We start from the raw sequence: 12,909 nt of genomic DNA, 5'->3' as shown, positions 1-12,909 counted from the left end.
CCTGGGGGAGCCCTATTGATGACCCGAATCAAACCGCTGCCCTTACTGTTACTGGCATTTTCCCTGTTCTACCTGTTGCCTCTGGGCCTGCATGGCCTATGGACGCCAGACGAAAGTCGCTACGCCCAGATCAGCCAGGAAATGCTCATGAGTGGCAACTGGGTGTCTCCACACTTCATGGGCGTACGTTATTTTGAAAAACCTGCCGCAGGCTACTGGCTGATCGCGCTCGGCCAGGCCGTGTTTGGCGAAAACCTGTTCGGGGTACGTATCGCCTCGGCCTTGACGACGGGCTTGAGCGTATTGCTGGCCTACCTGATCGCCCGACGCCTGTGGAACGACCCACGCAAAAGCTTTGCGTGTGCCCTGCTTTACATGAGCTTTGGCCTAGTGGCCGGGCAAGCGGGGTACTCCAACCTCGACCCGCAATTCACATTCTGGGTCAACCTGAGCCTGGTAGCGCTGTGGTTCGCCCTCGACAGCCGCACCCCACGCAGCCGCCTCGCATTCTGGGCGCTGCTGGGCGTCGCCTGCGGCATGGGCTTCCTGACCAAGGGGTTTCTCGCCTGGCTGTTGCCGGTATTGATCGCCCTGCCCTACATGATCTGGCAACGTCGGCTGGGGGAACTCCTGCGTTACGGCCCACCGGCGATGCTGGTGGCTGCAGTGATATGCCTGCCATGGGCATTGGCGGTGCACGCCCAGGAGCCCGACTACTGGCGCTTCTTTTTCTGGCATGAACACATCCGCCGGTTTGCCGCCGACAATGCACAACACGCCCGGCCGTGGTGGTTCTTCCTGCCGATCATCGTGGTGTCCTGCTTGCCGTGGGCCGCATTGCTGCCGTCGACGCTGATCAAGATCTGGCAGGAAAAACGCCAGCCGGCCATGGTTTTCCTGGCCCTGTGGTTCCTGCTGCCCCTGGCCTTTTTCAGCCTGAGCAAAGGCAAGTTGCCGACCTACATCATGCCGTGCCTGCTACCCCTGGCGTTGCTGATGGGGCATACCCTGATCGATCTGCTGACCCGCGCCAAACCCCGGTCCCTGTTCATCAACGGCCTGCTTAACTTCCTGATCGGCCTGACGGCGATGGTCGTGCTGATTTACCTGCAAATCGAGCGACCGCTGTACGGCAACAGTCATGGTGAGATGTTCAGCCTGTCCCTGGCCTACATCGTATTGATGGGCTGGATGCTGACAAGTCTGTTGCAAGTGCTGCGCCCGCTGACCCTGTGGGCAATGCCCGCCCTGGGCATCGGCCTGCTGGTCGCGCTGCTGCCCGTGGGTATGCCGGCCGTGGTGACGGATAACGAAATGCCCGACCAGTTCATCCTTGAACACCTGGACGAGCTGCAGCAGACCCGCGCACTGCTGAGCAATGAACTGGACTCCGCATCGGCTTTGTCCTGGCGCCTGCGACGGCCCGAGGTGGCGTTCTACAACAGCGTCGGCGAGTTGCGCTATGGCCTCAACTACCCCGACTCGGCCCACCGCAAGGTCGGCCTGGACAGCGTCCAGTCCTGGCTCGTCGAAGCCCGCCGACAAGGCTCGGTGGGGGTCATCATGCGGGTCAAGAGCACCAGCGAAATGCGTGAAGCCGGGCAACTGCCACCGGGAGGCAAGCGTTATTACAAGGGCAATCTGGAGATCATCATTTACCCGCAATCCCTGTAACACAGCCGCACTAATGTGGGTGCACTCCCACACTTGATCCGCCGCCACCCTTACCTGCATTGGAATCGCCCCATGAGCTTCTGGAAAACCGAACGAGGGGCGCTGCTCCTGCTCCTTGGCGTGTCAGCCGTGATCCTGCTGCTGGGCCTGGGCAGTCGTGACCTGTGGGGGCCGGAAACCCGCTGGGCGAACATCGCCTTGCAGATGCTGCAAAGTGGTGATTACTTCGATCCCTACCTCAAGGGCGCGCCCTATTACGACAAACCCCTGCCCTCTTATTGGCTGATTAGCGCCTTCGCCAACCTGATGGGCGGCCTCGGTCCCTGGTCACTGCGCCTGTCTTCGGTGATCGCGGCCTGGCTGAGCATCTGGCTGGTCTATCTGATTGGCGAACGCCTGTACCGCAAGGGCACCGGGCTGATTGCCGGCTGGATGCTGGCGACCACCTTCTACTTTATCTTCTGGGCCCGGGTGGCCACGGCGGATGTGCTGACCGTGTGCGGTGTGCTCGCAGCGGTCTGGTGGTATTGGCGCGGGCCGGACGATACGCGGCTGGGCCGCTACACCGTGTTTTTCCTGCTGCTGGCGGCCACTTCACTGTTCAAGGGGCTGATCGGTTTTGTGCTACCGGGCCTGGTGCTGCTGCCGCACCTGCTCAGCGAACAGCGCTACAAGCGTCACCTCAACCCACGCCTGCTGCTGGCGGTGGTAATCGCCGGGGCGTTTTATGCGATTCCATTTGTGCTGTCTCGTCTCTACGGCGCGCCAACTTACGGTGAAAGCGGCCTGGAACTGGTGTTCCGCGAGAACGTGGTGCGCTTCTTCGACCCGTTCGACCATATGGGGCCGATCTACACCTACCTGATTTACCTCCCGGCCTACACCTTGCCGTGGGCACCGTTCTGGATACTCGGTGTGTGGCTGGCTGTGCGGCACTGGCGCAAGACTGAACCCAACACCCGCTGGCTGGTCTGGGGCCTGGGCCTGTTGTTTGTGTTTTTCACCGCCAGTGGCAGCCGTCGCAGCTACTACGTATTGCCGCTGGTGCCATTCGCCCAATTATTGGCGGCGTGGTGGGTCAGCGAGCGCATTGCCCAAAAACGCGCGGCCGGAAAGATCAGCGGGCCGGGTTGGCAGTGGGGTTTGGGCATTGCCGCCGGCGTCATGCTGCTGGTGCTCGGGGTGATTTACCCATGGACCAACGGCAACGGCGGCGTGACCCGCTTCGCCGAAGATGTGCAAACCCAAGCCGTTAAAAGCGCCCCTTGGGACGAATGGAAATTCGTCATGGTGGAAGTCGACAACAAGCTGCCGATGTACCTGCAAAATAACGGCGCACCGTTCTACTACGTCGCCGAAAGCCAGGACTTCCCGCGCCAAGGCGACAGCGCCGCCTTCATGGCCTGGCTGGAAAAAACCAGCGGCAAACGCTGGGACCCGCGACGCACGATCATCGTCGCCCAGTACTCCAGGGAAGATCCGACACCACTGGCCTTTCTGGGCAACGACCACCAGGTGATCACGACGCAGCCGGACAATGGCGAGCGGTATTTTCACAAGCGCTCGGGTGGGAGTGTGGCGTTCATTCCACAGCCACACTGAAGTGCCCCGTTTTTTCAGCAGCCGGAGATCAACCCGGCAGGACTTTTGCTTTGTCATGTATCTCGCACCTGCCAGATACACTGCAATACAAAGGGCACAAGGCAAGCCCGTTACCAATGGCTAGACTGCGTACCTACGGCCATTAACGAGGAAGCAGCGGATGGATCATGTCGATCACATTCTGATTGTCGACGACGATCGAGAGATCCGGGAACTGGTGGGCAACTACCTGAAAAAGAACGGCCTGCGTACCACGGTCGTGGCCGATGGTCGGCAGATGCGCAGCTTTCTGGAGTCCACGCCCGTGGACCTGATCGTGCTCGACATCATGATGCCGGGCGACAACGGCTTGCAGCTGTGCCGCGAACTGCGGGTCGGCAAGCACAAGTCCACGCCGATCCTGATGCTTACCGCACGCAGTGACGAGACCGACCGTATCATCGGCCTGGAAATGGGCGCTGACGACTACCTGGTCAAGCCCTTCGCTGCCCGGGAACTGCTGGCACGGATCAACGCCGTATTACGCCGCACCCGGATGCTGCCACCCAACCTGATCGTCAGTGAGAGCGGCCGTTTGATCCGCTTCGGTCGCTGGCGCCTGGACACCACCGCCCGCCACTTGCTGGACGAAGACGACACCCTGGTGGCCTTGAGCGGCGCGGAATACCGCCTGCTGCGGGTGTTCCTCGACCATCCCCAGCGGGTACTCAACCGTGACCAGTTGCTCAACCTGACGCAGGGCCGGGACGCCGATCTGTTCGACCGCTCCATCGACCTGCTGGTCAGCCGCCTGCGCCAGCGTCTACTGGACGATGCGCGCGAGCCGGCCTACATCAAGACCGTTCGCAGCGAAGGCTATGTGTTCTCACTGCCGGTGGAAATCCTCGGGGCCCAGGAATGAAACCGGGGTTTCGCTGGCCGCGCACCCTGGCGTCGCAGTTGTCGCTGATTTTCCTGGTGAGCCTGATCTGTGCCCATGGCCTGTCGTTCAGTGTGCAGTTCTATGAGCGCTATATCAGCGCCAGGACCACCATGCTGGGCAACCTGGAGAACGACGTCTCCACCTCGATTGCCATCCTCGACCGCCTGCCCGCCGCCGAACGGGCCAGTTGGCTATCGCGCCTCGACCGAGAGAACTACCGCTATCTGTTAGGTGCCGGAGAACCCGGCGTGCCCATGAGCACTGAGAACGTGCCCATGGCAGCGACCTCCATTGGTGACGCACTGGGTAAACAGTACGCCCTGACCTTTCGTGAGATCCCCGGCCTGCAAAGACATTTCCAGGCCGACCTGACCCTCGCTGATGGCAGCCCGATCACCATCGACGTGCGCCCCGCCGGCGTTCCCCTGGCGTTGTGGCTGCCGATCGTGCTGATCCTGCAGTTGGCCTTGTTGCTGGGGTGTACCTGGATGGCCGTGCGCATCGCCATCCGCCCGCTGACCCGCCTGGCCCGGGCCGTGGAAACCCTGGACCCCAACACCCACCCGATACCGCTGGACGAAACCGGCCCCACCGAAGTCGCCCATGCAGCCACTGCGTTCAATGCCATGCAGGCGCGTATTGCCGAATACCTCAAGGAGCGCATGCAAATCCTCGCCGCGATCTCCCATGATTTGCAGACGCCCATCACTCGCATGAAGCTGCGAGCCGAGTTCATGGATGACTCCAGCGAGAAGGAAAAACTGTGGAGTGACCTGGGGGAAATGGAGCATCTGGTGCGCGAAGGCGTGGCGTATGCCCGCAGTGTCCACGGCTCCACCGAAGCCAGTTGCCGGATCGACCTGGATGCGTTTCTAGACAGCGTGATGTTTGACTATCAGGACATGAACAAGCAGGTCAGCTTGAGCGGGAAAAGCGCAGTGGTCATGAAGACTCGGCCCCATGCCCTGCGCCGGGTGTTGGTGAACCTGGTGGACAACGCCCTGAAATTTTCCGGGGCGGCGCAGTTGGAGGTGAGGGTCGCGGCTGGAGAGTTGTCGATCAAGGTATTGGATCGCGGGCCGGGGATTGCCGAGGATGAGTTGGTGCAGGTGATGCAGCCGTTTTATCGGGTGGAGAGCTCGCGTAATCGGGGCACCGGGGGGACGGGATTGGGCCTGGCAATTGCTCAGCAGTTGGTGGTGGCGATTGGAGGGACGTTGACGCTCAGCAATCGGCAAGAGGGTGGGTTGTGCGCCGAGGTCAGGGTGAGATTGGAGTGACTTTTCGGCCTTTGAGGCGACCTGTTTTGAGTCTCCAGGCTCCCGTGTTCATCACGTGAACCTGGATCAACCGCTCGCTCCGTTAACCAAAATCCTCTTTCGTACATCCAGCGTCATCTTCGCCTACATTCCTCCCCAACAATCCTTGGTAAAACGTCGCCTCGAAAAATGGCATTCCAGGACCGCTGATGAAACCCCATGACGTTGCAAGAGGCATCACGATTGGCTACGGGCTGTTGCTCACGGTGCTGGTGCCCGCCATTGTCCATGCCAACACTGAACCGCCGAAAACCGGCATTGAGTGGTTGTTGGAATGTACCCGGCCGTCCCTCGACCGGGTGGACCCCGAGGTCCTTGGAAGGACCCAATGCGGCATTGTCACCGCACCACTGGACCACGCCACGCCCGATCTGGGCACCATCAGTTTCGACATCACACGCGTTGGTGCAAAACAACCCCTCTCTCGCCAAGGCGCGCTGTTCACCCATACCGGCGGGCCCGGGGTCGATACCGGCGGCGCGTTCGCCGTGCATCTGGCAACCGTCTGGAAGCATTACGCAACGCAACCCGCTTGGGGGGAGACCTATCGCACACTGGCTGAGGCCTATGACGTAATCGAAATCACCCCTCGGGGGTTGGGCAGCCTGCCGGGATCACGCCTGGAGTGCCGCTCCGACGCCTCGATCATGCCTCAAGGGGATGTCACCGAGGACCGCAGCGCGGGCAACCTGGCAGCGATGCGCCATAACGCCCGGGTCATCGCCGAGGCCTGCGCCAAACACCCGTTGACGCCCTACATCACCAGCGAGCAAACCGCCAGAGACCTGGATTTTGTGCGCCGGCAACTGGGCGAACTGCGCTTCAACTACCTGGGGATCGGCTACGGCACATGGCTCGGCGCCTGGTACGGCGGACTGTTCCCGGAGCAGCTCGGGCGCATGGTGCTGGACTCAAATCTCGACTGGACCTCGCCTCCCGAACACGCAAGCTTGATCGTTGCACGGGAGAAAGAGCGAATCTTCGATCACTTCGTGGCCATTCCCGCCGCCAATAACCCGCAGGTCTACCCACTGGGTGAGACCCGGGAGGCGATACGACAAGTGTTCCTGAACTTGCAGCCCGCTGTTCGCGCGGCGTTACGTTCCAATAGCCGTTACTACAGCGATCCCGCAGGTTTGATGAGCGCGCACCTGCTCAGCCGCTGGTTGCAGGAAACACCGGACATCGACGATCTGACGCTCCTGGCACGAGCCCGGGCTTATGTCTTCAGCCCCGAAGCCGTCATCGAACACCGGGCAAAGTCGCTGTTTGGGCTGCTGTTGCAACGCATTCGCGAGCCGTTCCAGGCCAACCTGCCGGCGCCGGGGCCCTTGCGCATGTCCGCTGCCGACTCGGTGAGAAATGCCATTTTGTGCAATAACCCGGGCTACTCGAACGAAGCCTTCTGGGCGCAGACGGAAGCTGAATATGCAGTGAAGTACCCCATCGCCGGGAGCTTCCTGGACGGCCGCCAGTGCACGGCATGGCCACAACGCACATTCAATCCCCTGCCCCATAAGCGCTTGGCCGAAGCCGAAAACCTGTTGATGGTGCAAGCCGATTTCGATGACCAGGCCCCGGCAATGGGTGCCGCCTGGGCCTTTGAGCGCACACTCCCGGCCAGCCGGATACTGCTCAAGGGCGCCTACCTGCATGGCGTATCGTTCAGCGGGGTGAGTGCGTGCGTGAACCAGTGGGTGGGCGAATACCTGGTCCATGGGACAGTGCCGCCACGGTCAACCCTGTGCAATGACGCAACCGCCGCGCAGTGACGCCAGTAAAGGACGGTCACGATTGCGCCAGCCCCGATTACGACCCTTCTTTACTGAAAACGACACCCTCCGTTGACGCCCCGCCTCAAGCTCTATTAAGTACTATTTATCCGCATTAATATGATAAATGAAAAACATGCTCAGCCGTCCCGTTCGCCGTAAACGCCAGAAGCTTTCCGACGTGATTGTCGAGTCAGTCAAGCGTTCGATCGTCACTGATGCGTTGAAGCCCGGCGACCGTCTGCCTACCGAACGTGAACTGATGGAAAGCTTCCAGTGCTCCAAGGGCTCGGCCCGCGAAGCACTCAAGGCCCTGGAGGTTGAAGGACTGGTCAACACCCGTACCGGCCCCAGTGGCGGCGCCTACCTGAACCAGGCCGGGACCGAACCGGCCAGCCGCGCCTTGCGTAACTACCTGCACTTCCAGCACCTGGACGGCGAGCAGGTGTACCAACTGCGCAAGGTCATTGAGGTAGAACTGGCCGTGTCGGTACTGGGCCGCTTGAGCGAAGACGACTACCGCGCCCTGCAAGAAAACGTGGACTTTTGCAGCACCCCGGAAGACAGCGAGGCCGGCCAGCGTGAGCAGCGTCTGGCAGAGCTTGAGTTCCATAACCTGCTAGCCAGGGCCTGCTCCAACCCGCTGCTGAGTTTCATGGCGCAGTTTCTCAACGACCTGCTGCGCGACCTGGTGGTGTTGAAGAAGGCCTACAAGCCCAAGCGCAAGCAGTTCGACGCAGCCAATCTCGATTACCACAAGCAGTTGCTGATCGCCTTTCGTGCCGAGGATGAAGCGACCGTTCGCAGCTTGATGCATGAGCACATGTGCGACGCCGAGCACCATATGACCGCGCTGGAAGGCCAGGTCAGCCCGCATTTTCTACTGGAGTTCGATCACAGCCACTGACACCGACAGCTGCTACGACGGCGGCGAAAAAAAGACCGTTTCACCCAATAAAAGGCCTGCCCACAGGCCGTGATGCGCCGTTTTGCCATTGCCACTCCTGCCAATAATTAAACCAGGGAGTCACCCCATGCAGCGTCGTACGTTGTTGAAAGCCAGTCTCACCGCAGCCGCCGCCCTCAGCCTTCCACTGAGCGTGCGCAGCGCATTCGCCGCCGAGCCCTTTACCTTTTACGGCCTCAAGTCCATGTCTGGCGCCTTTGCCAGCTATGGCAAATTTGCCGATATGGGTTCGCGCCTGGCGGTGGAACAGCACCCCGAGCTATTGGGTCGACCGCTGAATTACAAGGTGATCGACACCGAAGGCAACGCCGGCAAGGCGGTACGCAAAGTCCAGGAGGCGATTCAACAGGACGGCGCGCGCTTCTTCCAGGGCTGCACCCTGTCCTCCTCGGCGCTGGCCGTGGCCAAGGAAGTGGCCAAGGTCGGCGGTGTATTCATGACCCCGGTGGGCGCCGATGAAGTCACCGGCAAGGACTGCAACAGTGCGACCTTCCGCTGGTCGGTACCGACCTACGGCGCGATCCGCGAAACCCTCATCCCGCTGATCAAACTGCTGCCGGATGCCAAGCGCTGGTACACCATCACCCCGCAATACGTCTTTGGCGAAGCACTGCTGGAAGGCGCCAAGACCGTGCTCAAAGAGAACGGTCTGGAACATATCGGCAACAGCTACCACTCATTGCAGGAACAGGAATTCTCCGGTTACCTGACCAATGCCATCGCTGCCAAACCCGACGTGCTGGTGCTGCTGAACTTCGGCAGCCAGTCGTCCAACACCCTGCGCCAGGCGGTGAACTTCGGCATCAAGGAACGCATGAAGGTGCTGCTGGTGTGGTCTGCCGGTCTCGATCAATTCCAGGAACTGGGCAGCGATGTGCTGGAAGGCGTGTACCTCGGCGCGCAGTACTGGCATCAGGTCGACACGCCGCTCAACCGCGAGCTGGTGAAGCTGACCCAGGCCAAATACGGCATCAACCCCACCTACCCGCTGGCCGCCGACTACATCAGCACCAAGGTCATGCTCGACACCATCATCAGCACCGCCAGCTTCGATGGCCCCACCGTGGCCAAAGCCATGCAGGGTTTGAGTTATGAGGGCCCAACCGGTAAGGAATCGATCCGCGCCGGCGATCACCAGGTGATCAAGGATTACTACCTGCTGGTGGGCAAGGCAGCCGGAGACATGGCTGACAAGGACGACCTGGCCAAAGTGCTCAGCTCCGGCCAGTCATTCCCGCCGGTGGAAGCCACGGGCTGCGTGCTCGGCTGATCCGCTGAACATCTACTGGTAACACACGGCAGGGCCGCATCCGTGGCCTCCTGCTCGAGGGCTCCTGCATGCTCAATCTTTACCTGTTCCAGATTCTCAACGGCCTGGGCCTTGGGATGATCTACTTCCTGATCGCGGTCGGGCTGACGATCATTTTCGGCCTGCTGAACTTCGTCAACTTCGCCCACGGTGCGTTTTTCCTGCTGGGCGCTTACATCTGCTACACCGCCGTCAGCCTCACCGGCAGCTTCTGGCTGGCGCTGCTGATTGCGCCGCTGGTGGTGGCCGCACTGGCTTGGGCCATCGAGCGATTATTGATCCAGCGGATCTACCACCTGCCGCATATGTTCCAGATTCTGGTGACCCTGGGGATCGCGCTGATCATCCAGGAAGCCAGCGTGATGATCTGGGGCCCGGTGGGCAAAAGCGTCGCCGTGCCGGAGCTGTTGCGCGGGGTATTGGTGATCGGCGATTTCGTCTACCCCTACTACCGCCTGTTCCTCATCGTCTTCTCCGGGCTGGTGGGCCTGGGGCTGTGGCTGCTGCTGGAATGCACGCGTTTCGGCGCCCTGGTGCGGGCCGGCAGTGAAAGCACCGAAACCGTGTCGCTGCTGGGCACTAATATTTTCCGCCTGTTTTCCATGACCTTCGCCCTCGGTGTCGCCCTGGCCGGTGTCGCCGGCGTGCTGTTCGCGCCATTACGCGGGGCCCAGCCCTTTGTCGGCCCGGAAATTCTCGGCGTCGCCTTCGTGGTGGTGGTGATCGGCGGCATGGGTTCGTTCAGCGGCGCCCTCGTCGGTGGCCTGTTGGTGGGCGTGGTGCAAAGCCTGATGACCACACTCTGGCCCCAGGGTGCGAGCTTGATGATCTACGGTGCGATGGCCGTGGTGATTCTGGTACGCCCTTACGGCCTGTTCGGGAGAGCCTGACATGAGCGAGAAAAATCCCCTGCCGTTCGCCAGGACCCAGTCGCGCTACATGCTGCTGTTGGTGCTCGTGGTATTGATTGGATTGCCGTTGATTTTGCCGTCGGCAACCCTGGCCACCGAGATTCTGATCTTCGCCATGGCGGCCCTGGCCTGCAACCTGTTGCTGGGCTACACCGGGCTCTTGTCCTTTGGCCAAGGCATCTTCTTCGGCGCCGGTGCGTATTGCGCGGCGCTGCTGATGATCCACCTGCAACTGGGCCTGTTCAGTGCGCTGTTGGGCGCTGCGGTGGTCGGCGGTTTCCTGGCCTTGCTTGTCGGCGCCCTGGCCATCCGGCGCACCGGTATCTACTTCGTGATGCTGACCCTGGCGTTCAGCCAAATGGCCTACTTCGTCGCCTACACCCTGAGCGACTGGACCGGCGGCGACAATGGCCTGCTCAGCGTGCCACGCCCAGAGATCCGCATCGGTGACACCGTGCTGCTGTCGCTCACCGATGCCCGAGCCTTCTATGGCTTTGTCGCGGTACTGTTCCTGCTGATCTTCATTGGCGCTCGCCGGGTGATTGCCTCGCCATTTGGCAGCACGCTGATGGCGATCCGCGAAAACGAAACCCGCGCCTGCGCCATCGGCTACGACACCCGCCATTTCAAGATCCTGGTGTTCGTGCTGTCCGGCGCCGTCACCGGAATTGCCGGCGCGTTGTACGCCATGCTCCTGCACTTTGTGCCGCTGTCGAATATTGACCTGGCGATGTCCGAGAACATCCTGATCATGACCATCGTCGGCGGCACCGGCTCGTTGTTCGGCTCATTGCTGGGAGCCGGCTCCATTGTGCTGCTGGGGGATTTTCTCTCCGACCTGTGGCCTCGCTGGTTGATGTTGCTGGGGGTGATTCTGATCATGGTGGTGATCTTTATGCGCGGTGGATTGTGGGGCGGTTTGTCGGCGCTGTTCGAACGCCTTCGCGGCCGCCGCAAGTCCAGTGTTGTGACCAAGGAGACGCTGCTATGAGCATCCTGTTGGAAACCCAGAACCTGGAGCTGGCCTACGGCGCGTTCCACGCGGTAAACGGCGTCAACCTCAAGGTCGAGGCCGGCACCATCCACACCATCATCGGCCCCAACGGCGCCGGTAAAACCAGCCTGTTTCATTGCCTGACCGGCGAACGCCAGGCCACCGCCGGGGCGATCCATTTCAACGGCAAGAACCTGATGCGCAAGCCGGCCCACGGCCGCGTCGGCCTGGGCATGGCCCGTTCATTCCAGCTCACCAGCCTGTTCCAGAACCTCAGCGTGCGGGAAAACCTGCGCCTGGCCGCCCAAGGCCGCGACGGCGCCAAAGCCCTGAACTTCTGGCGCCGGGTCGATAGCAAGCGCGAGCACCTGGAAATGGCCGACCAGGTACTCGAACGCCTGCAACTGACCGCCCGCGCCGACACCCTGGCCGGCGAGTTATCCCATGGCCAGCAACGGGTGCTGGAAGTAGGCATGTCGATCTGCTCCAAACCCAAATTACTGATGCTCGACGAGCCCACCTCAGGCATGGGTATCGATGACATCCCGATCATGACCCAACTGATCAGCGACCTCGGTCGCGATCACACCGTGCTGTTGATCGAACACAACATGAGCATCGTCATGTCCATCAGCCAACGCATCACCGTGATGAGCCACGGCCAGATTCTGGTGGAAGGCACACCGGAATTCGTCCGGGCCGATGAACGCGTGCGCACTGCTTATTTGGGAGAAGCCGCCTGATGCTGACCGTCGACAACATCCATTCCTACTACGACAAGAGCCACGTCCTCGAAGGCGTGTCCCTGACCGTGAACCCCGGTGAACTGGTGACCCTGCTGGGGCGCAACGGTGCAGGCAAGACCACTACACTGCGCAGCATCCTCGGGATCATCTGCCCACGCCAAGGCCAGATCCACTTCAACGGCCAGCCGCTGGTGGGCCAGAAAATCTTCGAAATCGCTCGCCAGGGCCTGGCACTGGTGCCGGAAAATCGCGGGATTTTCCGCCTGCTGACCGTCGAGGAAAACCTGCGCATCGCCGTGCGCAAAACCAGCCGCTGGCAGATGGAAGACGTCTACGCGATGTTCCCGCGCCTCAAGGAGCGCCGCAAAAACGCCGGCCACGCGCTGTCTGGCGGCGAGCAGCAGATGCTCGCCATTGCCCGCGCCCTGCTCAACGATCCCAAGCTGCTGATTCTCGATGAACCCACCGAAGGCCTGGCCCCGGTGATCGTCGACGAGCTGGTGAAGATCCTGCGCAAGGTCAAGGAGGACGGCCTTCCCGTGCTGCTGGTGGAACAGAACCTGATGGTCTGCGACAAGCTCGCCGACCGCCATTACGTCCTCGAACAGGGCCGCGTGGTGTACGAAGGCAGCGCCGCAGCCTTTCGCGCCGACCCGACGATCAAGAACCGTTATTTGGCCCTGAGTGCCTGAC

Annotated in this window: 11 protein-coding genes; all 11 read left to right on the top strand. The window is 61.3% G+C overall.

Features of this window, described 5'->3' with window-relative positions; all coding sequences use genetic code 11:
* The first annotated feature begins 18 nt into the window (after window positions 1-18).
* The gene (arnT, locus tag J7E41_RS24645) at window positions 19-1,674 is read left to right on the top strand and encodes a lipid IV(A) 4-amino-4-deoxy-L-arabinosyltransferase (protein ID WP_214996896.1); all 1,656 of its coding nucleotides are present in this window, start codon (window positions 19-21) and stop codon (window positions 1,672-1,674) included.
* Window positions 1,675-1,746: 72 nt separating this feature from the next.
* A complete protein-coding gene (locus J7E41_RS24640; protein ID WP_214996895.1) occupies window positions 1,747-3,276 on the top strand; it encodes an ArnT family glycosyltransferase in 1,530 nt (509 codons plus the stop codon).
* Between the two features lie 160 nt (window positions 3,277-3,436).
* Window positions 3,437-4,177 (top strand): response regulator, encoded by a 741-nt coding sequence (locus J7E41_RS24635; protein ID WP_214996894.1) that lies wholly within the window; start codon window positions 3,437-3,439, stop codon window positions 4,175-4,177.
* Complete coding sequence (locus J7E41_RS24630; protein WP_214996893.1) at window positions 4,174-5,478, top strand: ATP-binding protein; 1,305 nt, start codon at window positions 4,174-4,176, stop codon at window positions 5,476-5,478. Before J7E41_RS24635 ends, J7E41_RS24630 begins: the two co-directional genes overlap by 4 nt.
* A gap of 188 nt (window positions 5,479-5,666) precedes the next feature.
* The gene (locus tag J7E41_RS24625) at window positions 5,667-7,289 is read left to right on the top strand and encodes an alpha/beta hydrolase (RefSeq protein WP_214996892.1); all 1,623 of its coding nucleotides are present in this window, start codon (window positions 5,667-5,669) and stop codon (window positions 7,287-7,289) included.
* A gap of 136 nt (window positions 7,290-7,425) precedes the next feature.
* On the top strand, window positions 7,426-8,196 hold the full coding sequence (locus tag J7E41_RS24620) for a FadR/GntR family transcriptional regulator (RefSeq protein WP_214996891.1): 771 nt from the start codon (window positions 7,426-7,428) through the stop codon (window positions 8,194-8,196).
* A gap of 127 nt (window positions 8,197-8,323) precedes the next feature.
* Window positions 8,324-9,526, top strand: a complete 1,203-nt coding sequence (locus J7E41_RS24615) for an ABC transporter substrate-binding protein (RefSeq protein ID WP_214996890.1) — start codon at window positions 8,324-8,326, stop codon at window positions 9,524-9,526.
* A 68-nt stretch (window positions 9,527-9,594) separates the two neighbouring features.
* Window positions 9,595-10,455 (top strand): branched-chain amino acid ABC transporter permease, encoded by an 861-nt coding sequence (locus J7E41_RS24610; protein WP_214996889.1) that lies wholly within the window; start codon window positions 9,595-9,597, stop codon window positions 10,453-10,455.
* Between the two features lies 1 nt (window position 10,456).
* Window positions 10,457-11,467, top strand: a complete 1,011-nt coding sequence (locus J7E41_RS24605) for a branched-chain amino acid ABC transporter permease (RefSeq protein WP_214996888.1) — start codon at window positions 10,457-10,459, stop codon at window positions 11,465-11,467.
* Complete coding sequence (locus J7E41_RS24600) at window positions 11,464-12,213, top strand: ABC transporter ATP-binding protein (protein ID WP_214996887.1); 750 nt, start codon at window positions 11,464-11,466, stop codon at window positions 12,211-12,213. Before J7E41_RS24605 ends, J7E41_RS24600 begins: the two co-directional genes overlap by 4 nt.
* Window positions 12,213-12,908 (top strand): ABC transporter ATP-binding protein, encoded by a 696-nt coding sequence (locus tag J7E41_RS24595; RefSeq protein WP_169353827.1) that lies wholly within the window; start codon window positions 12,213-12,215, stop codon window positions 12,906-12,908. Before J7E41_RS24600 ends, J7E41_RS24595 begins: the two co-directional genes overlap by 1 nt.
* Window position 12,909 lies beyond the last annotated feature (1 nt).

The organism is Pseudomonas fluorescens (assembly GCF_018614655.1).
Classification (GTDB): domain Bacteria; phylum Pseudomonadota; class Gammaproteobacteria; order Pseudomonadales; family Pseudomonadaceae; genus Aquipseudomonas; species Aquipseudomonas fluorescens_BX.
The sequence above is the reverse complement of the archived record's forward strand: the minus strand, read 5'-3'. Positions and strand labels throughout refer to the sequence as shown.